General features: G+C 65.0%; 19 protein-coding genes and 1 pseudogene. 8 read left to right on the top strand and 12 right to left on the bottom strand.

The window, feature by feature from the left end; translation table 11 throughout:
* Positions 1-52: 52 nt before the first annotated feature.
* Genes RWP81_RS01910 through RWP81_RS01900 form a run of 3 tightly spaced genes read right to left on the bottom strand, consistent with a single transcriptional unit; the run spans position 53 to position 3,149 of the window.
* Positions 53-1,087 (bottom strand): hypothetical protein, encoded by a 1,035-nt coding sequence (locus RWP81_RS01910; protein ID WP_314451708.1) that lies wholly within the window; start codon positions 1,085-1,087, stop codon positions 53-55.
* Between the two features lie 8 nt (positions 1,088-1,095).
* Positions 1,096-2,742 carry a relaxase/mobilization nuclease domain-containing protein gene (locus RWP81_RS01905; protein WP_314451706.1) on the bottom strand — a complete coding sequence of 549 codons (1,647 nt, stop codon included), beginning with the start codon at positions 2,740-2,742 and terminating at the stop codon, positions 1,096-1,098.
* The gene (locus RWP81_RS01900; protein ID WP_399540527.1) at positions 2,739-3,149 is read right to left on the bottom strand and encodes a plasmid mobilization protein; all 411 of its coding nucleotides are present in this window, start codon (positions 3,147-3,149) and stop codon (positions 2,739-2,741) included. Before RWP81_RS01900 ends, RWP81_RS01905 begins: the two co-directional genes overlap by 4 nt.
* A 269-nt stretch (positions 3,150-3,418) precedes the next feature.
* Here RWP81_RS01900 and RWP81_RS01895 point away from each other — a divergent pair, with 269 nt between their 5' ends.
* Positions 3,419-3,742 carry a hypothetical protein gene (locus RWP81_RS01895; protein WP_314451703.1) on the top strand — a complete coding sequence of 108 codons (324 nt, stop codon included), beginning with the start codon at positions 3,419-3,421 and terminating at the stop codon, positions 3,740-3,742.
* Positions 3,739-4,164: a hypothetical protein gene (locus tag RWP81_RS01890; protein WP_314451701.1), complete on the top strand. Its 426-nt coding sequence runs from the start codon at positions 3,739-3,741 to the stop codon at positions 4,162-4,164. The genes RWP81_RS01895 and RWP81_RS01890 overlap by 4 nt, the downstream gene beginning before the upstream one ends.
* Before the next feature lie 256 nt (positions 4,165-4,420).
* On the opposite strand, the gene RWP81_RS01885 is transcribed toward RWP81_RS01890, so the two are convergent.
* From RWP81_RS01885 to RWP81_RS01870, 4 genes are all read right to left on the bottom strand, one after another.
* Positions 4,421-5,521: a hypothetical protein gene (locus tag RWP81_RS01885; protein ID WP_314451699.1), complete on the bottom strand. Its 1,101-nt coding sequence runs from the start codon at positions 5,519-5,521 to the stop codon at positions 4,421-4,423.
* 362 nt (positions 5,522-5,883) lie between these two features.
* A complete protein-coding gene (locus tag RWP81_RS01880; protein ID WP_314451697.1) occupies positions 5,884-6,141 on the bottom strand; it encodes a hypothetical protein in 258 nt (85 codons plus the stop codon).
* A gap of 82 nt (positions 6,142-6,223) precedes the next feature.
* Positions 6,224-6,820, bottom strand: a complete 597-nt coding sequence (locus RWP81_RS01875) for a recombinase family protein (RefSeq protein ID WP_160897577.1) — start codon at positions 6,818-6,820, stop codon at positions 6,224-6,226.
* Complete coding sequence (locus RWP81_RS01870) at positions 6,817-7,137, bottom strand: hypothetical protein (protein WP_314451693.1); 321 nt, start codon at positions 7,135-7,137, stop codon at positions 6,817-6,819. The genes RWP81_RS01875 and RWP81_RS01870 overlap by 4 nt, the downstream gene beginning before the upstream one ends.
* Before the next feature lie 482 nt (positions 7,138-7,619).
* Here RWP81_RS01870 and RWP81_RS01865 point away from each other — a divergent pair, with 482 nt between their 5' ends.
* The gene (locus tag RWP81_RS01865) at positions 7,620-8,270 is read left to right on the top strand and encodes a DUF4839 domain-containing protein (RefSeq protein ID WP_314451691.1); all 651 of its coding nucleotides are present in this window, start codon (positions 7,620-7,622) and stop codon (positions 8,268-8,270) included.
* A gap of 393 nt (positions 8,271-8,663) precedes the next feature.
* Here RWP81_RS01865 and RWP81_RS01860 read toward each other — a convergent pair whose 3' ends face one another.
* The 3 genes from RWP81_RS01860 to RWP81_RS01850 all read right to left on the bottom strand — a co-directional run bounded on the left by RWP81_RS01860 (position 8,664) and on the right by RWP81_RS01850 (position 12,218).
* Entirely contained in the window at positions 8,664-11,009 is a 2,346-nt protein-coding gene (locus RWP81_RS01860; protein ID WP_314451689.1) for an AAA family ATPase, read from the bottom strand.
* 112 nt (positions 11,010-11,121) lie between these two features.
* On the bottom strand, positions 11,122-11,664 hold the full coding sequence (locus RWP81_RS01855) for a hypothetical protein (protein ID WP_314451687.1): 543 nt from the start codon (positions 11,662-11,664) through the stop codon (positions 11,122-11,124).
* Positions 11,665-11,738: 74 nt separating this feature from the next.
* Entirely contained in the window at positions 11,739-12,218 is a 480-nt protein-coding gene (locus tag RWP81_RS01850) for a hypothetical protein (RefSeq protein ID WP_314451684.1), read from the bottom strand.
* 156 nt (positions 12,219-12,374) lie between these two features.
* On the opposite strand from RWP81_RS01850, the pseudogene RWP81_RS01845 reads away from it, so the two are divergent.
* Positions 12,375-12,812 (top strand): annotated as a pseudogene (locus RWP81_RS01845) (SOS response-associated peptidase).
* A 705-nt stretch (positions 12,813-13,517) separates the two neighbouring features.
* Here the strand turns inward: RWP81_RS01845 and RWP81_RS01840 are convergent.
* Complete coding sequence (locus RWP81_RS01840; RefSeq protein ID WP_314451683.1) at positions 13,518-14,378, bottom strand: GIY-YIG nuclease family protein; 861 nt, start codon at positions 14,376-14,378, stop codon at positions 13,518-13,520.
* Between the two features lie 108 nt (positions 14,379-14,486).
* On the opposite strand from RWP81_RS01840, the gene RWP81_RS01835 reads away from it, so the two are divergent.
* Positions 14,487-15,518, top strand: a complete 1,032-nt coding sequence (locus RWP81_RS01835; protein ID WP_314451681.1) for a hypothetical protein — start codon at positions 14,487-14,489, stop codon at positions 15,516-15,518.
* 92 nt (positions 15,519-15,610) lie between these two features.
* Here RWP81_RS01835 and RWP81_RS01830 read toward each other — a convergent pair whose 3' ends face one another.
* Positions 15,611-17,233 (bottom strand): class I SAM-dependent methyltransferase, encoded by a 1,623-nt coding sequence (locus RWP81_RS01830; RefSeq protein WP_314451679.1) that lies wholly within the window; start codon positions 17,231-17,233, stop codon positions 15,611-15,613.
* A 76-nt stretch (positions 17,234-17,309) separates the two neighbouring features.
* Here RWP81_RS01830 and RWP81_RS01825 point away from each other — a divergent pair, with 76 nt between their 5' ends.
* From RWP81_RS01825 to RWP81_RS01815, 3 genes are all read left to right on the top strand, one after another.
* A complete protein-coding gene (locus tag RWP81_RS01825) occupies positions 17,310-20,285 on the top strand; it encodes an Eco57I restriction-modification methylase domain-containing protein (RefSeq protein WP_314451677.1) in 2,976 nt (991 codons plus the stop codon).
* Positions 20,286-20,527: 242 nt separating this feature from the next.
* The gene (locus RWP81_RS01820; protein WP_314451675.1) at positions 20,528-20,983 is read left to right on the top strand and encodes a hypothetical protein; all 456 of its coding nucleotides are present in this window, start codon (positions 20,528-20,530) and stop codon (positions 20,981-20,983) included.
* Positions 20,984-21,429: 446 nt separating this feature from the next.
* Positions 21,430-21,678: a hypothetical protein gene (locus RWP81_RS01815; RefSeq protein ID WP_314451673.1), complete on the top strand. Its 249-nt coding sequence runs from the start codon at positions 21,430-21,432 to the stop codon at positions 21,676-21,678.
* The last annotated feature ends 150 nt before the right edge of the window (positions 21,679-21,828 follow it).

The raw sequence follows: 21,828 nt of genomic DNA, 5'->3' as shown, positions 1-21,828 counted from the left end.
CAATGAGGGAGGGAAAGCCCTTGCGGGCTTTCCCTCCCTCTACGTCGCCGTCTTACCGGCTGCGCTCGGCGCGCCCCGCTGAGCGGTCGGCGCCGCGGCCGCGGTTCGTCTTGGGGACGTTCACCCGGCCGGCGTGTGCCGCTGCCTCGCTCGCCGGTCTTCCCTGTGCGATGTCGGCGCGCATGCGTACGTCGATGGTTTCTTGCGGGATGCCGTGCGATGCCAGCTCGTTCGCCGTTGCTTCGCGGCGTGCGGCGCTGTCGTACTGCAACTGCCCCTCGCTGCGCTCGGCACTCGCGCGGCCCTGGTCGGCGCCCACAGTCGCCGCCGAGGCGCTTTCCCGGCCCTGGTCGACGTCGCGGTGCAGCTGCGCTTGCGAGCGGGCGTCGGAGGCCAGCTCCATCAGTTGCGCCGGGGTCTGCTCGGGGGTGCCCCCCTGGGTGGCGAGTAGTTCGTACTCACGCGCTTGCAGCTCGAGGCGGGCAGCCTCATCGACACGGGAGGAGTCGGCTGAACGGTCGCCGTTCTCGCCGGCACCCGCGCCGGTGTCCGGGCCGAGCTGCGCGGCCGCGGCTCGCGCGTCGAGGCGGTCGGCTTCCTGCACCGCCAACGTCGCCTGAGTGAACTCGCCGGCCGCAGTGGTGCGCTCACCGCGGGCAGCTTGGGCACGGTCCAACTCGACCTGGGCGAGCGCCGCGCGGACGGCCCCGGGATCTGCGGCGAGGTTGGCGACGTCGACGCCGTAGCGCTCTTTCACCTCGCGGGCGATGGTGTCGGCCGCGGCCTGGGCGCGCGGGTCGAAGTCCTTCCACTGCTGCGCTGTCTCGTGCATGCCGGCGATCTGCGCGATGTCGGCACGGTTCCACCATTCGGGTCGCTCAACGACCATCAGGCGGGCGCCGGCGACATCGCGTTCCCCCTCGAAACGCGCTTGCAGCTGACGCTGTTCTTGCTCGCTCTGATGCTGCGCGTTGCGGGCAAGTTCCTCCCGCGCACGAGCGAACTTGTCGGCAAGCTGCGCGGCGACGGCGAGCCCGACACGGAGCGCCTGGCCTACCTCGTCCTCGACGCTGGCGTCCTCACTCATGGTGCCCCCTATCTCTCGGTTCCGTCGCGGTCGCCCGCGCCGGTGACTCGTGGTGCCGGCTGCGCAAGTTCAGGCTGCGCGGCCGGGGTGAGCTTGGTCGGCAGCGGCCCGCCACGACCAGCTGCGATGTCCGCACGCTGCTTCACCGCGCGCTCTTCGGACGTGAGCGCGGCGACACCGTTCTCTGCGATCTGCGCCGCGTACCCGTCGCGCACGGCGCGGAGGTTGTTCTTCACCGTGGCGGCGAGCTCGCTCGCTCGACGGGCATCCCCGGACGCCTGGACCGCGCGGAAGATCGACACGGTGGTCTGCGACAACTGCCGCAGCAACAGCGCTTCGGTAGCGGCGTTCTTGCCTTTGCTCGCCTGCGCCAGAATCAACGCCGTGGTGTTGACCATCGACGGCATCGCCACTGGTCGACGCCGGCTCTGCGACGGCCGCAGCTGCGCCGATCGGGCGAGGGTCCGTGACGTGCGGGCCAGCGGCCCGGGCACCGGCTCCAACCGTCTCGACCATGCTGCGTACGCGCCCGACGTCTCGCGGGCGACGTGTGCCCATGCGGCATGGTCGTCGGGGTCGATCGTGGCGATGTACTCGTGCAGCCGCGTCATGTCCTCGGCGTACATCTTGAAAAACTCGGGGTTCATTTCGGACTCTTCACGACCCGGACGCGCGGGCACGTACCGGTCGGGGTTCTTGCGCGTCGCGCGCCATTCCTCGACCGCCGCGGTGGCGTTCTCCGGGGTGTCCGGCCAGCCCTTGCGAAGCTCCGGCAGCGTGAGGTCACGGGCCAGGCGAAGGCCGCTGTGCCACACCGGCTGTGCGCCCTTCTCGGGGCGCAGCGCGACGGAGTATCCCGTCACGACGTCGTTGCGTCCCGTCTCGAAACGCGGGCGGATGAGAACACCTTCGCGGCGCATCCGTCGCACGAATTCGCCCTCGTCCATCGACGCCGACGCCGCGGCCCGCACGGTGCGCTCGAGGCGGGTGGAGTCGACCTCGGCGGCGCCGCGGCGCTGCGCCGATTCGCGCGCGGCGCGGCTCTCCTGCCGCTGCGGCATGTCCTGTTCCCGCTCGGCGCGCAGCGGCCGCAGCTCGAACTCGTTCTCCAGCTCGCGGACGATCTTCATGGCGCGGTGGAAGTCGTTATGCGTGGAGGCCTTCGTGCCGTCCTCGCGCACGAGCGAAACGGCGATGTGCACGTGGTCATTGCCGTGCTCGGAGAGCCCGTGGCGAACGGCGACCCATCGGCACGCGGCCTTGCCGCTGACTTCCGTGAAGCCCATGCGGTCCACGAACTCCTGGGCGATCTGTCCCCACTTCTCATCCGACAGCTGACCCTCATCGGCAGCGATCGACAGGGAGCAGTGCCAGACGCTCGCGTCAACGCGCTCTTTCAGTGTCTCGCCCGTGTCCGGGTCGACCCGCGTCACCTGGCGCGTGACGTCGACGCCGAACTCACGCCGCGGCGCGTCCAGGCTCGCCGCAATCTCCAAGGCCGCGGCCTTGTCGAGCGAGTCGTAGCCGTACATCGTCATGACGGCGGAGTCGCCGGCCACAAGATGCTGTTCGGTGTGCTCGTTCGACTTACCCGGGCCCACGAGGTAGGTCATCAGGCCGCTCATCCGCGCACCGCGGGTCACCTTCGCGATCATGCGCGGTTCACCGCCGCCAACGCCTTCTCAATCTCGCGGGCGAGCGAGCGGTACTGCACCAGCACGCCCTCCGCCTCTGCGACGAACCGACGTTCCGTGTTCGCGAACCGGGCGATCTGGTTGACGTTGTTCGCAACGCTCGACATCTCCCGCTGCAACTTGAACAGCATCGCCACCGCCGCCTTGCGATCCGCGGCCGTCACAACGTTCGCGTCGATCGCCGTTTCAAACAGCAACCGCGGCACGCTCACGCTGCGGACCTCAGCTCGAGCACGCAGCTGCGCATCCTCCTCGGCGTTCACCGAGAGGACGTATCGCTTATCCCGGCGGCCACCGCTCGCGTTCGCTCGACGCTTGCGGCCGAACAGCTGACGCTTCTCGTTCGACTCCGACACGAGAACCACCATCCCTTCCAGCCCAGCGCAGCGAACCCGCCCCCAGAGGCGGGGACCATACGGCCAAGTATGCCCGGGCCGGCCGCGCAGCGGAAGGGCCGAAAGCGACTTATGGCACATAAGTCTATTGCTTGCTCCCCTTCCGGGGTGTGTAGCACCGCCAACGGCGAGGTGCGGAACGGGACGCCGCCGGCGTCCCGCGTCCGGCGCATCGCGGCGGCGCCTGTCATCTAGCCTAGGCATGACTAGCGGCGGTGTCACCGTCCGACTAATCTGGCGGCATGACTGACGTGAACCGGAACCCTGACGACGCGGCCGCGGCCGCTCGTCGCCTCCTCGAATCGACTGTGGATCGGCGGGTGGAAGCGGTGCGGTCGATTGTGAGCGCAGCGAACGACACCGACGCCGCCCGGACGGCCCTCAGCGACGCTCAGAGTCGGCACGCGAAAGCGTGGACCGACGCCCTGGCCTCGGGATGGTCGGAGAAAGAACTGCGCGCCACCGGTGCCCCTCGCCCCGATGCTGCCCGCGTGAAGCCGGCCCGTCCGCGTCGGACCTCGAGCACCGCGGATGCCCCGACCGAATCGGCAGAGGTGTACGCGTGACGATTGACACGGACGCGCAGCTGCACGCGCAGCTACGCGCGTGGGCGGAGGGCTCGAACCCACTCGCTGCCGCCGTCGAACTTCTCATCCGCGGTGGGCTCGCGTACAGCGGTGCACCGTGGCTCAGAACTGACCACGGATGGGACACCAGCGCGGTCGACTTCGACCGACTCGGCTACGAGATTGGAGCGCTCAGCGGTGGCGAACAGCGTCTCGCCCGGATCGCGTCTTCGCTCGGTCAGGGCGTACCAATCGACCTCCGCGAAAACGTCGCCGGCCTCGACCTCGCGCATACCCGATGGGTTATGACGGCGCTCGCTCATGCCGCTGGCTTCACGGAACCGGGGAAGACAATCGAGGACGTCGACGGGATGCCGACGTTCGTGTCGTATCCGGCTCTCGCGACATGGGAAGACGACTAATGTGATCGTCAGCGACGACCCCCCTCGTCGCCCCGGAAACCCCCGCGCGAGCACTTGTGCTCGCGGGGGTTTTTCCGTGGTCGGGTTGTCGACGCCGGCTGCGGTCCGGCCGTCCATCCGACGCTTCACTTTGGCCTCCATCGAGCACCCGTCAAGAGCGCTGCGCGTCCCTTCGGGATGCCCCTGCGGGGCACTCCTGACGGGTGCCCGCCTCCGGCGTCGCGCCGCTTATCGGATGGATGGCCTCAGAGCATGCTCAGCCACGAGAGCGCAGCTGCGCAGTCCGCTCAGCAAGCTCCCGGCGGGCGTCGACGGCGGCGCGCTTGCGTGCCGCCTCGCGCTCCCGGGACGTCCGTTCGTACTCGCGCTGATCGGCCTTCATCTGGGCGATGACGCGATCCACCTCGTCGTGGTCGATGCTCGCCCGGCGAGCGGCTTCCGCGGCACGTTCCGCGGCGCGACGCTCCTGGTCGGCGGCGCGCTGCGCCGCCGCGGCGCGGCGAGCCTGGTCGAGCTGCGAGTGCTCGGTGACGACGTGCCGGATGAGCCAACCGTAAAAGCCCAGAGCGCCCCGGCTGGTGAATGTTTCGGGCACCCGACGACCGTCCCGCGTGAGCCAAGTGTTCATGGCAAACATCAGTCCCTCGACGCTCCATTCCGACACGTCGATGCCGCTGCGTTCGAGCATCCCCACGACGTGGCCGACGTGCACACCGCGGGCAAGCCACGGAATGCGCTGAGTCAGCGCAGCGGCGAAGCGTTGAAGTTCGATGGGCTTTGGGGACGTCGAAGGAGCGGTCGAGCCGCTGCGCGTGATACCTCGTCGTCCTGGCCGCCGCGCAGCGGCTTTCGAGCGCGGTTCACCGCGCGTTGGTGAGTTCTTTTGAACGGGAGCTGTAGGTGGAGCTGAGCGCCTACGGGGTAGGTGGACATTCTCCACAGAACGCTCAATCTCGCCGGCACCTGAGATACGCGGGCGCATCGGCGCCGGCGTCTCACGGAGGGGCCGCTGAGCAGCGCTGCGGGGCATCACGAGCGCCCTCGTGGATGCCATGCGCAGCTGACGGCCACCGTGCTTGAGCTGCGCTGCGATGCGCTCGCTTCCGTGCAGGTAGCGGCCCTCGATGACGACCGCTGAAAGGCCAAGCAGCAGCAGGATCTCTCGCGCCCGCTGCACGGTCCTCTTGCACATACCGAGGCGGTCAGCGACGGTCTGATGCGCTGTCGTGACACCGCGCCCGGTACCGACGTCGGCCGAGCGCATATCCTCCTGCGCAACGCGAAGCAGCGTGTGGGGCGCGACCTTCACGGCCGCGCGCACGCGCTCCCCCTCCGGTGTTGCCAGGGCATCCATCACCGCGTCGAACCATGCGCCGGCTGACGACCAACACGGCAGCGGCGCGTAGGCGCCCGGTGCCGGCTCCGGGCTCCAAGAACCCGACCGGGATTTGTTCGGCCGCGACGCGGCCGCCTGTGACGTCTCGGGTGCAAGCTCGGCAGACTTCTCCCCCGAAAAAAGGGAGCGTCGGGAGTACACGGAGACGAACTCCGCTGTTACGATGTGGTCATTCCTTCCGGGTAGGTTCCGGTGGGTACACCGAAGGCCCGGCTGGTAACCGGTCTTGGGTGGGACTGCTTCACATCTCGGAAGTCGGCAAACTGAGTGAGATGAGAAGCCAATGCTTCTAGGCCCGTCGCGAAAGCGGCGGGCCTAATGCGTTAGGTGCTGGTGATGAGCAACCCCTCCTCGTCGGCGGGCATGGCAAGCTCGTCGTCGCGCGGCAGGGGCTCCCACCAAACGGGCACGCCCTGATCCGTGAGCTCCAGGTGCTCGTCCATGAGCTGAACCAGCACAGCGGCAGAGACACCCATGTTGCTCGCGATCGCTTTGAGCCTGTCGCGGACGTTTCGCTCGACCTCCCAGCCGAGGGCGACAGGATCGTGCCGTGTACCTCGTGGGAGTCGATGTGCCGTCATGTTGCCCATAGTGGCCTAGGCCTAGGCGTTAACGTGTGCGCTTCGCGGCGTGTCGCGCGCACTTACCTACGCATGGCTAGAGTCACGACTTCGCGCCGGCCTCGTCGTCGTGACGTCGGAGGTCGGCGTAGGCGCGTGAGACGGTCGTCCTGTCGACTTGGAGCACAGTCGCGATGTGGGCGAAACTCGCGCGATCCTCGTCGCGCATCCGGCGCAGCTCGGAGAGCTGCGCCGCGTTCAACTTTGACGGCCGACCGATTGCCTTCCCCTGTGCTCGAGCGTGATCCATCCCACGCTGGGTGTTCTCACGGATCGTGTCTACGCGCAGCTCTGCAAACACGGCCACGATGCCGAACAGGGCGCGGCCCATCGGCGTGGTCGTGTCGATCTGCGGTTCGGTGAGGCTGCGAATGTCGATGCCGCGTTCGCGGAGGTCGTTGAGGGTGTCGAGGATGATCCGTTCGCTGCCGCCGAGACGATCGAGGCGACGCACCAAGAGCGTGTCCCCCTCGCGTAGATAGTCGAGGCAAGCGACCCACTGCGGGCGCGCAGTGATCCGGCTGGACTCGCCGTGATCCACGAACACTCTCGCGGCGCCGGCCGCGCGCAGCTCGGCCTCCTGCGCAGCGGGGTTCTGCTCACGGCGGGAGACGCGGGCGTACCCGACGACGTTCGTCACCGCGCGTCCCGCGAAGGCCGGCGGCCGCGCGCTCGGAGCGCGACGACGAGAGGCGCGATCCCGACGAAGAGCATGAGGACGATGATGACCACTCCGCCCCATCCAGGCAGAGAGCCGGCGATCACACTCTGCCCCGAGAAAATCAACGCCACGGCGCCCGAGAAGAACGTCACGACAGGCAAGCCGTAGGGAACGCGCCCGGGCGATGGTGCACTGCCGGAGCGCGCCAACCATCGGACGACGAATGCGACGCCAACACAGAGGTAGACGACGCCGACCGCCACCGTCGCGACGCCGATCCACTGATCGGTGCTCATGCAAACTCCCCTCGAGCGGCGGTGGTTCGCCAGCGCCCGAATGACTCGTGCATAAGGGTCAGATTGAGTTTCGCACGGATTTGGGTTTCGCACGGGGGTTTTGCACACCGCCGATCCGCGAATTTCCGCCACCTCGTCGACAGGCGTTCCGGGCGTGCAAAACCGATCGGTTTCGCACCATTGGCGGAGCTAAGCGGCCGCGCGTGTGGTGGGTAACCCGAGAAGGTGACCCACCGGTTGCGAGGTGAAAGGATGCGGGCGCAGGGCTTGCAGCCCCACCAAGGTACGCCGCCTGACATCACAGCGCCGCGTCGATCTGGTGCTCCGAATGCTGCTACTCATGGGAAGAGCAAACCCGAAAGGAACAGATGTCTGCGGAAGCTACGCCGAAGTACGAGACCCGAACCGTGAAAGCCATCCGAGGTATGGAATCGCGAACCGTGGCCAAATGGGAGTCCCAAGGGTGGGAGGTCACTGCTGAAGTGGCCGGCAAGCTCACTACCGAACTCACCCTGCGTCGCCCGAAACCCAAAACGCCATGGATCCCCCTTGCCGCGCTGGGAGGGGTCGTCGTCGTGTTAGTTCTCATCCTGGTGACGGTCAACCTCACCGGCGCAGGCAAACCCGCAGATGCCCCCGAAGCCAGCGCCACGGCTGAACCCTCGGCGCTCCCAAGCGCTGCGTCCAGCGCACCATCACCTCAACCCATCACATCCCCCCCAGGTCCTGAGACGGACACTGGGCCGACCGTTCTCTCAGCGAACAACAACGCCGAGTTCGCGGCCCTCCTCGGGCTCTCCGACTACTGTTCACCGCAAATTGCCACGTTCGCCTCAGTTCACACGGGTCAGACAATTGAGTTCGATGGCAGCGTCGGAGCCCTGGCAAATCATGACGGCGCACGCACGCGCTACGACATCCTTCTCACAGCAGGGAACTACAGCGAAACTGCCTCGGCTGGCCCCGCGTTTCAGTACCGTGACGTCAACACGACGAACGACCTTCACTGGACCGACGAGCAACCCGACACGGTGGGGGTAGGGGACAACCTTCACGTGCTAGCCGAAATCGTTGAGTACGAAGAGTCCACGTGCCTTCTCTTGCTAGAACCGGTCGCCACAGCGGCTCGATGAGAACGGCTGCGCCGGCCGGTTAGACGCATCTCGGGCGGCGCGAAAGCGATCGGCTTCGCACCACGTACGCACCCGCGACGGAACCCCGACTAGGGTCCCCCTGCTGAACATCTCTCCGGACGGGTCTACCGGCACAGTTGGACGCGGGAAAGGTCCGGGTCGACGGTCCCGCGCTGGACTTCCCGGTACACGATCGGCTATCGAAACGGTGCCGTACGCCCGCGCCGACCACTCTGCGCGGATCAGTACGGTACGTAACTCATTAAGGCCGTCGGGGGAGATTTCGTACTCGAGTACGTGGGCGGTGATAGCCAACTGCAGGTTGCTTAACGAGAGAGAGGCTGCAGCGCCTGCGCACTCCGGCTCAGCAGCCAGACGCTCTCCGCCACCCGATCAACCCTCGAGTGCAAAGAGATCAGACTCGTTGATGCCCAGTGCCGCGCACATCGCGGATAGATGATGCGGATCGTTCGCGCGGATGAGCAGGAAGAGCGATCTGAGGACGGCTGTGGCCTCGCTGGGGTCGATCATTGCCGAGACATTCCCCTCCTCGTTGTGGGAGTAGGCATGCAGGTAGCGCTCGACGTGCACGCGGATGGTGGCGTCGTTGACCGCCTTGATTGCTTCCCGCATACCGTTGTGGAACTTGCCGATGTGTTGCGGGAAGCGGAAGCTGAGGAACGCCTCCAGCATCTTCCGTGCGGCGTTGGGCGCGAGGGCGAGGAGGTCCATGCGCTCGGCCAGACCAAGATCGGGCTTCGAGTCGATGACCGCAGTCGCTACTCGCGCGAAAAGGAAGTGGTAGAGCGATCGAAGTCTGCTGGACTGCTGGCGATCAGTGGTCCAGGGGTCGAGTTCGGGGGAGCGACGGGGTGCGCTGGATCCGATGCGGCGATGGCGCATGCGAATTTCGTGAATCGTGTAGCCGCCTCGAACGTGGCTACCTGCACCTTCGAGCTGAACGACCCATTGACGGAACAACTCAAAGTTGTGCGTGAGCAGGAAGATCTGGCTGGCGTAGGTGTTTCCTACGAGGGAGGACCAGAGGAACGACGAGATCCCGAAGAGGATGCCCTCGTCCATGCTCGATGCAGGGTCGTCGATTACGACGATGGGTGCGTCGCCGGTGAGGACGCCTTCGCGAATGCTCGCGAGGAAGTGGAGGAGAGCTATCGCAGTCCGCTCGCCCTCGCTCAAATGGGTAGCGGGCAGACCCGATCGTTCGATCCTGTACTGGTGGCCATCGTCGCTCGGGGTGAAAGCGAGCTCCGAACGCCCGAGCAGACGGGCGACGCTTTCGGTCAGCTCGGCAGCTTGAGGCACTGGATCGGCATCGAGGCTGCTGAGCGTGATGATGCGCTGGTTGAGCGTTCGCAGTTCGTCTTCGAGGGAGGTCGCCTTCTCGCTGAGATCGCGAGCAGAGGTTGCAAGCCGGTCGTACTCCTCTGCGACCGCCTTCACCCTGGCCAGCTCGACTCTGCGAGCAGCTGACGCAGCTTCCGCCTCGTGCGCCGATCGACGTGCTTCGTGACGAGCGATGACCTCCGCGACGGCATCGCCTGTGGGTGTGTCCGGAGCGACGAGATCGAGTCCTGGCTTAGCGAAGGGGTTCGAGCGCTTGGCTTCGAGAAGCACCCCAAGTGCGGAAAGCAGCCGCTGGTAATGGTCAACCTGGGTGCGAATCTCGTTGCGTGCGGTTCGCAGCGCTCCGGCCAGGTCGGGATACAGATCACCATCGCCAGGAACGCTGTCAGCAAGCCTTGCCGCGCTCTGCCCACATCCCTTCAGGATGTCGAGCTGCGCGTCGATGCGGGCCTGTAGATCGGTTACTGACCGGTCGAAGTGCGCTGCCAGTGACTCTCGACGCTCGTCGGAGATCTCGTTGCCGCAGAACAAGCATTGGGTCTCGTGCTCGTGGAGAGGTAGACCTTCCTGTACCCATTCGGCTTCGGCGGGATGATCAGCAAGACGCGCTAGCGGTTGCGAGATGACGTTCGTCTCCAGGAGCGCGATTGAGCTAGAGAAGATCTCGTCGGCGCGCGTCAGTTCTCCTCGAAACATTCCCGTAAGGGCGCGGGGTGCACTTGATGTGGCCAGTGCGCGGTCGGCCGCGATGTCAACAGACGCCGCGTCGAGAAGCGTTCGGTCGCCAACTAGCAAGCCGCGTACGTTCTTTCGCGTGTAGGTGTTCGTGGCGCGATAGGTGGCGACAGAGGACGTGCGGAGGTCTTCGACGATGTGGCCAGCGACCTCGGTCATACGTCGCTCGATGTTGGTCTCTGCTGTTTTGGCTGCGGCGCGGGCTTCAGTGGCCTTGGGCTCGACGTCTGCCCGGCGGCGCTTTGCTGCTGCCAGCTCAAGCTCTGCATCGACATTTGCCTTGCCGAGCGTCAGGAGGCTTTCGGAGCGTGGACCCTGGCTATCATCGAAGCGGAGGTTCTCACGGACGTACTCCGCGTTGAAGACCTGCACGCGGCTCCAGAAGGCTTCGGTGGCGTGCGTCACGACGTGTTCGATGCCGTCAATGGACGCCGCGACCTCGAGTTTGGCTCGTGCCGCGTCGGCATCTGATGCAGCGCAGGAGCGCAGCAGACTCGCGAGCGTGCTCTTCCCGCTGCCGTTGGTGCCGTAGAGCAAGTTGACGCGTTCGAAGTTCTTTGTCCGCGTATCGTCGCTCCATCGTTGGAAGACGCGATAGTCGTGAATCTTACGGATGCGGGTGATCTTGGCCGTCGTCACAGTTCTCCAGAGCAACAGGGGTCAGCGCTGGGACGAGGCTAGTGGCTATGCTGGCAAATCCTCGGCTACTGGCTTCATCGCACGTCCTCATAGTCGATCTTCGTCCGGAAGTTCATAAGCCCATGACCTCCTGGTACTCCAGGACGCCGTCGGCCACGGCGGAGATCAGCCACACTCGATCGCTGAGGTGCGCAAGATCTACAGCCACCCGCTCGACGTCCGCCGCAGAGAACGGTGTGGTGGTGGTACCCCCACGACGTGTGCGCTGTGCCATTGCCGGTTCTCGCGGGCCACGCAACCAATAGGCGTGCAGCAAGTGGTTACGGTCCTCCATCGTCTTCTTGATCGCGCTCGCGTCGCGCTCAAACAGCACGCGAACCTGGTCGGCAGCGTCAAGCTCCGCCACGAGCACACTGGTTTTCTCAAAAATCGACGAGAAGGGCAGTCCGACCACCTCCGCCTGTTTTCGGGTGCGCGGACGGTTCGAAGCGCGAATCAGCGCGGCGGCGAGCAGCGGCAGGGTCGTGTCAATCCTCGCTGACCAGTAGGCGACCTGGCCAAGCGCGATTAGGTGATCGGTAGCAAGACCGGTGTGCACGGCCTCCCAGTGCTCGTCACTTCCGGGAGTGAGGTCATCCGATGCCGAAGCACTCATGCGGATCAGTGTGCCAGCCCCCCGCGGATGACCGATAGACGATCCCCTAGCGGGACGTCCAGTAGAGGACTGCTTCAGACGAGACCGAGCTGCGTCATGGCGATCAAAACCCCGACCACAACGCTGAGGACGAGCATGAAGAGCACAGTCCCGATTACTCCGCGATAGCGGCGCTTCAGAACATGCTCGCCAGCGCCCGTCTCGAGGAACAGGGCAAGCCCGGTACAGGTCACGGCAATTCCGGGCCCCCAGCCACCTAGAGCCTCGACCCAAATTACCGCGGCACCAACACCGGCGAAGACGAGGGCCAGTAAATCCTCGACCATGGGTGGGCGAGTTCGGTTCAGGCTTCCAAGGACGATTGCACCGAGAGCGACGGCCGCGGTCGCCACGGGCTTACCAGCAACGTCAAACGCCTTCTCCCACCACCCGAAGCCTGTTCCGACAAAGAAGAAGAGTCCCGCGACGACGAGCAGTCCGCCAAACCCGAGAGTCCACTTGGTCGGCAGATCCGTCTCGACAACCTCGGTCCCGGACGCGGATGATGCAGACATAGCCCGGAGCATAGCGACCGACGGATCGCTCCCGAGGCTGAGCGCACGTGTGGTGGGTTCGTCGTAGGGACTCCACGGCAGCTTTGCTGCCGGATCTCGTCTCAGCGGACTTCGGGGGTCCGCGACCGAACTACAACGTTGCGCCGACGTCGCCGGGTGACCGTCGTGCGCGAGCGGGACGGGGAGCGGTCGGCGCCGATGGTGCACTGGGGATTTGTCCCGGTGTGGGCGAAGGACTTCAAGAAGCAGCGGCCGCAGCCGATCAACGCGCGGATCGAGACGGTCGCGAGCTCGCCCATGTTGCGGAAGGCGTTCGCGACGTCGCGGGTACTGATCCCGGCGGCTGGCTACCACGAATAGACGATCACCAAGACAGGGAAGCAGCCCCACTTCATCTACGACCCCAACGCGGCCCTCGCTATGGCGGGCGTCGTGTCGGCGTGGCCGGACCCGTCGCAGGCGGAGGACGATCCGGAGAAGTGGCGTCTGTCGACGGCAATCAGTACCCGCGACTCGCATGTGGCTCCCGGTGAGGTCAACGACCGGATGCCGGCGTGCATTACCCCGGACGGATACGACGACCGGCTCGGCTGAGACCTCGACGTCGACGCGCTGATGCAGCTACTCGACCGAGAGTCCTAGGCGGTCGCACACGACCTCGAGCACTACGAGATCTCCTGTGACGTGAACAGCGTCCGCAGCAACGGACCGCACCTGCTCGACCCGCTCCCATGAGCACCCGGAAGCGAATTTGTCTTTTACCAACTGGTTATTCGTCCTCGGACGCCCAGTTCTGCCCTCGCTGGATGGCACCGATCGCTTGAGAGTACGCTCCTAGCTCCGCTACAGCCTCACCGAGTGAGTAGGGAGGCGCCTCGCGGTGTGAGAGGGGTAGAACTTTGGCTACCGTGTGCAACCAATCATCTACCGCCGCCGTCGAATTCACCCGAACCATGTCTACCCCCTGGCACCGTACTGCTAGCGCGACTGAACACGGCGGACTCCTTAGACACCTATTGTCTCCCCGAAAGAATGGACGCTGACCACAACAGCTCGGTATGGACACCATCAACTAGATGCTCCGACTTGCCCAACGGTCGCGCCCGGCCCCGCTGGCCCCGGGATATTCTCGCGACTAACGCCCCGCCCCGCCACGGTCAGGGCTGCGCCTCACGCCGGGGAAGCTCCGAAGACTGCGGCCTCGCGCACGCTCTGCCCGGCCCGGAACCGACGGCGGGGGGCTGATTGCGTCGACGCATCCGACGACGAGGGCAAAATAGACGACTCCGACGCTGCCCACTAGTTGCGGTTCAACCCGTTTTTCACGGAGTCCAGCGCGACCTTGAAGTGGCTTTCTGCGGCGTTGATATCCCTGGTCGGCGTGGCCGGGTCGAAGACCCGCAGCAATGAGAAGCGGAAGCTGGATGGGTCGATCTTCTTCAGCTCAATGTTGCCGCCGTGGCCGTTGGTCGCGTAGGCGTTCCAACGCTGCCGAACGCTCTCTTCGCCGTCGGCCTTGCCGACGTAGTGCCGGCCGTCTCGCGTGTCTGTGATCAGATAGATCCCCACGACGGAGGAAAGGGCGGTCCTCCATGAGGCGTAGTGGTGCTCTCGCATAACGGCCTGCAGTTGGACGTGGCTCAGGATGAGGCGGTCGAAACCCGGGAACGGGATTGGCTCCGCGTCCGCTATACCCATCACTGGGTAGGCGCCCGCCGCGGCGCCGCTCATGCGCCAGGTGCGCGGGGACTTCCACCCGATGACCAGCCGCCCGCGAAGGTCAGTCATATGCTCGGTCTCCGAGATATCGAACGTCCGGCGTATGTCGTCGCGTGCGACCTCTCCGCGGTTCTCCACCACAGACCATAGGCGGGCCTGATCGCCACCCTCCTTGATGAAGACCGCCCAGAAGCGCGGTGGCATGGCGGGGAACCGCCTGCTGTCAGAGGACTGCGTCGCCGTGTACGCCAGGATTTCCGCGTGGGTCGAATCAGCGTGCAGGCCCGTCAGGCCACTCTCCTCCGGCTCGGTCACGAAGGCATGACGAATGACGAGGGTCTGCGCTGGGTCGACACCCGCGTCGAGCAGCAGTGGGGTGAGGGTTAGGGGCATGGCAGTTCTCCTCATCGGTGCGCACTTCACGGTATCGGCGATGGTCAAGGGGTAACGGTTCCAAAGAGGCCGTGGCGCATCGACGTTGTCCGCCCAGGAGAGGAACACGGCGCGCCGTCAAGCACACCAAACAGGCGGACCTGGTTCAGTGGGGTGATGCCGGAGTTCGATCGCCCACGGGACCCGCAGGACCCAGACCACTCGACGGCTGAGGTCGACAGGCTAGACGGGATATCAGCGACGTGGTCCCAGACTGACATCAATGCCTTCCTTCCCAAGATCGATACGTCCTGGATCGCAGACCTCGAATCCCTCCTTCCCAAGATCGATACGTCCTGGATCGCAGACCTCACTCCCCAACTCGACACACCCTGGATCAAGGGCCTCGACGCCTTCGTTCCCAAGACCGACACGTCCTGGATCGCAGACCTCGAATCCCTCCTTCCCAAGACCGACACGTCCTGGATCGCAGACCTCGAATCCCTCCTTCCTCGATTCGACTCGTCCTGGTTCGATCTACTGGGCGACGTCGTGCGGCAGAGGGTTCGCAGTTTCCCTCCAAACTGGTCGGCCGTTTCGACCATCGAGATCTTCGATGACGACAAGCTTCGGTCGGTAATCCTTGACGAGGGCATTCCACTGGCCTGGGTACCGGGTTCGTCCTTGATCGAGCGTCTTCTTGCCGCTCGAGACGCCGCGGACCGTCGCGAGCTGATTCGTAACGGGTGGCGCGGAATAGTTAGCGATTGCGTGCGTGCCGCGACCGGCTTACCAAGCCGAGAAGGGAGAATGCACGCCCGCTTCATCACGCTTGGAGCATTGGCAATTCGTGACGGTCATTACGAGGCGGCTCAGGCTCTGGCAGCCAACCTCATCGATACGCTCGGCAACTTGTATGTGAAAGCTACGGTCGCAGGGTACAGCTGGACCATCGTGACGTCCAAGAATCTTCGACCGAAGCTTTCGGCGCTCACGATGCGGACGCTTATGATCCTCGGTCCGCTCGCCGTCGGTCACACTGCGTTTCGCCCGGACGACGCCATACCGAGAGCCTTTTCAAGGCACGCGACCGCTCACGGGGTTTCGCGGCGCCAGTACACGCGCGTGAACAGCTTGATCGCTCTCATGAACGCCACAGCGCTCCTGTGCTGGCTGGAACGTGATTGCGGCGCGTTCCAAACTGATTAAGACGCTACAAACCGACTCGCACCGACATGACGAGGCGTTCGCGCCCTCGAGGCGGCGACTCTCAGCCAAGGTAGGTCATGCATGGCACTTCTCTACGCGTTCGTCAGCGAGGACTCCACGGTCGTCTTGCGGCCGCGCCCGAGACGACGGTTACGCAGGCGTGTGCTCGCAAGGTGAACGCGAGCAATCTCGTTGCGCTCGAAGCCCGCGCCTCTTATAAGGACTTCCTCGTCTACGAGTTGCAGTGCTTCTTCGGTGCAGCCTCGGCTGAGTAGGTCATCGACCGTCTCAACAAGGTCTGAGCTGACGAGTCGAGGATCAGGAACCGGGAGAGACACAGCTTCGGAGGGCTCGATTTCGAGAAGTCCTCCGCCGTAGCTGCGGCCCATGATTTCCGACATCGCGAGGGTGATGGAGTTGAAAGCTGCGACGGCGAGCTGATCCATGTTGACGCCGGGCTTGGTGAAAACCCGGTGCACGGTATCGGTGCTGGTGGCCGCTGCTTTGTTGCTGGTTAGCCGCAGGACTGTAGAGACCTGCCGCAGCATGAAACCGTCTGGGACGGAGATCGAGGGCACCGACCACCAGGAGGGTCTGATCGAGCATTTGTAACCGAGGTGAACGCCTTCGGTCTCTCCAAGCTCGACGTATCGTGCAAGGGCGGGTTCCGTCGCGAGGTCGAGGTTCGCGGGGACCGCGAGCAGCCTCGTTCGCGCGCCTTGGCCGGCTTGCATGTTCAGATCCGCCTCGGTGTAGCGGGTACCGGTGAGCTGGGCTGATCGTGAGAGCAGATTGATGGTGTGGTCGGCAATGCCGAGAGCGTCGGCCTGTTCTGCGGTGAGGCAGAAAAAGGAGTTGCGCCCCGTGACGACTCCGACGTTCACTGCTGCGTAGGTCCGTAGGGGCGCCAAGCGAGGATCTGCTCGCACGGCACGAAGCACGTCGATCTGCTCGGCAGCGAGAAAGTACTTGGTCCACTTTTCCGACTCGTGCAGTGGCGCACGTGTGGCCGTGCCGCCCAGAGTCACGTCTTGGAGATGGGACCCGTTCTTCACCTCGACCGTCCTGATCGTCGCAGGACCGTCACCCTTGACGGCAAGCAGAAGCACCACCTCTTGAAGGATTCCGGGGAAGACCAGTTCTGAGAACGAGACGACGGTGATGTCGGAGCAGGTGTCAATCAGGTAGGCGCGGAGCTCGGCGGCGTAGCTGACCTGCAAGAGTTCGGCCGGCAGTACCAGCCCCACTCGGCCGCCTGTTCGCACCGCGATGAGGGACGCGACGACGAAGGGCAGCCACGCGTTTGTGAGCCGGGTCGGGTGGAGGCCTTGCGCGCGCATCAGCTCGAACGCCTGTGCTCGGTACTGCTCTTCCCAGGACCCGAATCGGATGAACGGCGGGTTGCCCGCAACGCCGTCGAAGGCGCCGTGGCGGGCGGGAGTGAGCCATTTGAAGAAGTCGCTGATGATGATCTTCGCGTCGGTGGCGGCGCGTGCTTTGTGCGCTTCTTCGGGAAACAGCTCGACTCCGGTTGCGTCTCCGTGCTTAGCGAGGTGCTTCAGGATGGCCCCGTCGCCGCAGGAGGGTTCGAGCAGGCGGGGGCCGGCGGCGGCGACCCATTCAGCGACGAAACGAGCGAGCGGGTCGGGGGTGTAGTACCCGCCTCGGAGCTTGTCGTCAGCGGGCGCAGCCTTGGCGGCAAAGATCGAGGACATCCGTCAATTCTGCCCGACTCCTCCGACACGTACGGGTGAGCCGGCCATGGTTGGTCGCCGTCTGTACGCTCGCAGGATGCCTCTCATCAGACCGTCGAAGGATGCCGGGCGGCAGCGGATCATCGAGTTGGTGGAGCGGTATCGGCCGCAGGCTACGCAACTGACGGCCTCGAGTTCGATCTACACCGAGACCGAAGCGCGCGTCTCCTTCATTGACCCGCTCCTCGAGGCGCTCGGTTGGGACGTCCGCAACGAGGGCGGGCTCTCCCAGCGGGAGAGCGAGGTGGTCATGGAACGCGTCGGCTCGGACGCGAACGGCGCGTGGGGTAGGCCCGACTACCGGCTGCGCCTCGCCGGTGACGACGCGATGCCCGTCGAGGCTAAGAAGCCCTCGGTGGCTATCGGAGTCGACTCCGCGTCGTCCGTCCAGGCCCGCTCATACGGCTTTGCACTGTCGCTGCCGGCGGCGGTGCTGACGAACTTCGATCAACTGATCATCTTCGATACCAAGATCGCGCCGCTAAAGGGCGACAGCGGCGACGTCGCTGCGCTGCCCGGCGGCCGGTTCACGTTCGAGGAGTACGTCACCCGCTTCGATGAACTGTGGGATCTGCTGTCCTACGAATCACTCGCGGACGGCGGCCTCGAGCGCGTCTACAGCTTCGAGCGCCCCCCGCGGGGCCAGTCACCGTTCGACAAGCGCTTTTTCGCGGAGTTCCGCGGCTGGCGGCTCACTCTCGCACAGGCGATCGCGCATGGCATGCCCGAGCTGGGCGCCGCGGAGGTAGGCCGGCGAACCCAGCGCCTCCTCAATGCCCTGCTCTTCCTTCGAGTGTGCGAAGACCGCAACATCGGACGCTACGAAGACCTTCTCGGCCACGCAACGAACCGTCGCGTCGTCCAGGCGTTCAAAGACGCCGACCGCGCCTTCAATGCCGGCCTGTTCACGGTTCTTCGCGAGACGTCGATCGATGACAGTGCCTTGGTTGATGTCATCACACAGATGTACTGGCCCCGGACGCAGTTCGCCTTCGGTGTTCTCGATCCGATCATCCTCGCGGGCGTCTACGAGCAGTACCTCGCCGAGCAGGTCGTGCTGGACGAAGACCGCTCGGTGACGCTGAGCCTCAAGCCCGAAATCCAACATGCGGGTGGAGTGGTCAGCACACCCGATTACATCGTGCACGAAATCGGAGCCTCTACCCTCGATCCGCTGCTGGCACAGGGAGTTCCGGACAATCTTTCTGTGCTGGATCCGGCTGTGGGCTCGGGAGTTTTCCTCCTCGATGCGTTCGAGCGAATCGTTTCAGCCGTGGACACTGCCGATGATGAGGCGGGCCTTCCGAAGCGCGGCGAACTCGCGCAACGTCACTTGTTCGGCGTCGACATCGACGGCGCAGCCGTCGAGGTCACGAAACTCAGCCTCCTCCTCGCTGTCCTTGGCGGCGAACAACTCGACCCGGCGACAGCACGCAACGTGCTTCCCAATCTCGACCGCAACATCGTCACGGGCAACACTGTCGTTCGCGACGACTTCGACACGATGCTCCCTGACATCGCCAAGATCCCGTTCCGCCGTGCACGGGTCAGCCCCCTCGACTTACCGGCAGCGATCGGCGCCTCGTATCCCGCTCAGGGGTTCTCCGCAATCGTCGGGAATCCGCCGTATGTGCGCATTCAGGTGATGGCGGAGCACCTCACCGAGCAACTCGAGTACCTTCAAGATCCTCGGTCTAAGTACGAGTCACCCAAGGCGAACAACTTCGATCTGTACCAGGTCTTCATCGAGCGAGCTCTGCAACTGCTCTCGCCCCACGGCCGCCTCGGACTCATCGTCCCTCACCGCTTCACCAACCATCTTTCAGCAAGCGGTGTCCGCCGAGCCCTCAGCAAACGCCTCGAACGGCTCGTGCACTTCAGTGAGCAGCAAGTCTTCCCAGGACGGCTCACGTATGTCGCGATCATCATCGCCGGCCCACAGACCTCGGATCCGGTCGCCCTTGAAATGGTCGCCGACCTTCCCTCCTGGCGCGCTACGCGTGCCACGACCGCACGTCGTCTCGATCGCAACGCGATTGGAGCCGCCACATGGCCGATTCGCACCGAGGACCAAGATGCCCTGTTCGCGCAGCTCGAGGCTGGGGCGATCGCGCGCTTGGGCGATCCCGATTGGGTTCACCTCTTCGTCGGGGTCCAGACCAGTGCCGACGACTACTACTTCATCAAACCCACACCGGCCACCGCTCACCTCGACGTCGTCAGCTTCACGGACCACACCGGCGCACTCAGCAAGATCGAACGCTCACTGCTGCGTCCTGCGATCAAGGATCGACGCATAGCCGACTACGACGGCCAACCGGACCCGGACGTCCAGGTCATTTTTCCTTACGACCCGTCTGAGAACCCGGCGCGCCCGAAGGTCATCTCTGTCGACTATATGAAGGACCGGTACCCCCACGCGCACGCCTACTTCGAGCGGCACCGCACCTGGCTCACAACGAAGCGCAAAGTCTCCCCCGACCCCGGGGAGGCGTTCTGGGCGTACGGTCGATCGCAGTCGCTCGGGAAGCTTGACGAGCCGAAATTGATCGCTCGCACACTGTCGCTCTCCCCCCAATACGCCCTCGACTGCGACGGCCTGGTAGTCCCCGGCGGAGGCGACGGCGGCCCTTACACATTGCTCCGCCCGCGACCGAACTGCGCCTACTCAATCGATGTCATCCAGGCCATCCTCTCCCACCCCGCAGTCGACCTCTATGTGGCCGTGAACGGTAAGAAGTTCAGCGGATCGTACGCGGTGCATCGCAAAGCCTTCTTGGCGGCGGTTCCGGTACCTCTGCTTTCAGATACCCAGCAGAGAGAAATCGAGGAGAAGGTGAGTGAGCTTCGAGACCTTGCCGTCAGTTTGAGAACAGAGCATGACACCGAAGTCGTCAAGAGCACTCGCGCCCGTCGGTACCACCTCGCTGCAAGCATCAACGATGTCGTGACGGCCGCGTACGGTCTTGATCCCGCGTTGGTCCTTCGAACAACCTCCGAGGGCGGTTCGTGATGCGCGTCCTTCACTACACGACCTACCCGGAGACACACACGTTCGTCCGGGTGGACGAGGTAGGCCAGGTGATGACAATCGCGCACACGGCGGCGAATGCGGAGCCTGTGGCGCGGCCAAGGATTTTCTCCTGGGGTTCTCCGACGACTCGACGGATTCCGTTCAGGTTCGGCAGCTGACTTCTTCGGCGGCGCCGATGCGGGCGGCCTGTGCCGCACCTCACTAACGAGGAGTCACCGCGAATGTTTCTCTCGGCGAGCGTGAAGCCCTCCGGTCCGCTACGGTTCCAGAGCCAACGCTTCGCGTACACCGTAACCTGGCGTGGTGGATCCTGTGAGCATTTCCGACTCGCCCCCGCGGCGTTCCGGGCACAGCTCGAGGAATGGGTGCGAGAGTTCGTCGCTCACGGGCATCAGGTCGCCAGCGTGGTCCGCGTCGTGGAGCAGGAAGACGCGGACGGACAGGACACGAGCCTGGTCGTAGTGGGCCTCGTGCACGCGAGTGGTTCCGTCTATGTCGAATCCCGCGGGTATGACGATCCGCTCTGGCAGGCCACCCTCACGGGCAGCGACACTGACGAGACGCTGACTCCCTATGCTCTGGCGGGCGTCGCGGCCGAGCTCGTCGTCGCCGGTAACCTGTGCGCCTTTTTGCAATGGAAATCACTTGAGTGGGATCGCAAGAGCGGAACGCGCTGACTCGGCGTCCGTGCCCGACTGACCGCTCTCAAAGCTTTGGGCCGCTTCGATCGCCGTTACCGCCGTCTGCGCTTTGTCGAAGGCGCCAGGCCTTCGTGTGAAATTCGCAGCCGGTCCCGGTGTGCCGTACTTTCACTTCCCCCCGCGGTGCACCCAACCAACCCGTCACGGTGAACACCTCGTCTAGGGGGAATACCGACACCCCCGACCCCACGGGGAACCGGTTTCTGATCGGAGCGACGGACACCCACCTCGCGATCGCACGTTCTAGACCGTCTCGCACTGCTCGTCTTTTCGTCATCTTCGACCTCCGGCCTTCGCTTACTATGGCGCGCGTTGCCGTTGTCGCTGCGGCGAGGAACCACCTGTTAGGGTGCAGCCGTACACGCTCGAAAGCGGTCTGCAACCCGTGGGACGGGCACAGCCTCCGGTGGAATGGTGTGCGCATGTCTCAGAAGCGGTCGAGGCTCGCTCAGGCGGCGTTGGTGTCCAACGGCATGGTGTGGTTCGGTGCGTCGTTCCTGCTTTTCGCGATCGCGGCGGAGCAGACGGCGGCGGTGTTCGCCGGCACGTGGCTGAACGTGCTCGGCTGGGCAATCATCCTTCTCGTCGCCGCGGGCCTGACCGTCGTCGGCGTCATCGAGAACGTGAATATCCGGGCGGGCAAGAAGTACAAACCGCGCCCGCGCAGCTGACCGCGCTCGAGCGGGAGGAGCCCGCGACCCGCATTGGAGGGGGGTCGAGGGGGTCTCCCCCTCGTGCGGGCCGGCCCCAGGAGGGGGGGGCCCCCGCCCCCGGCGGGGGTGCGGGGGGGGGGGCGCGGGGCCGGGGGGGGGGGGGGGGGG

This window comes from uncultured Microbacterium sp. (assembly GCF_963521695.1).
In the GTDB taxonomy this organism is placed as follows: Bacteria; Actinomycetota; Actinomycetes; order Actinomycetales; family Microbacteriaceae; genus Microbacterium.
This window is presented reverse-complemented; position numbering and strand designations above follow the sequence as displayed.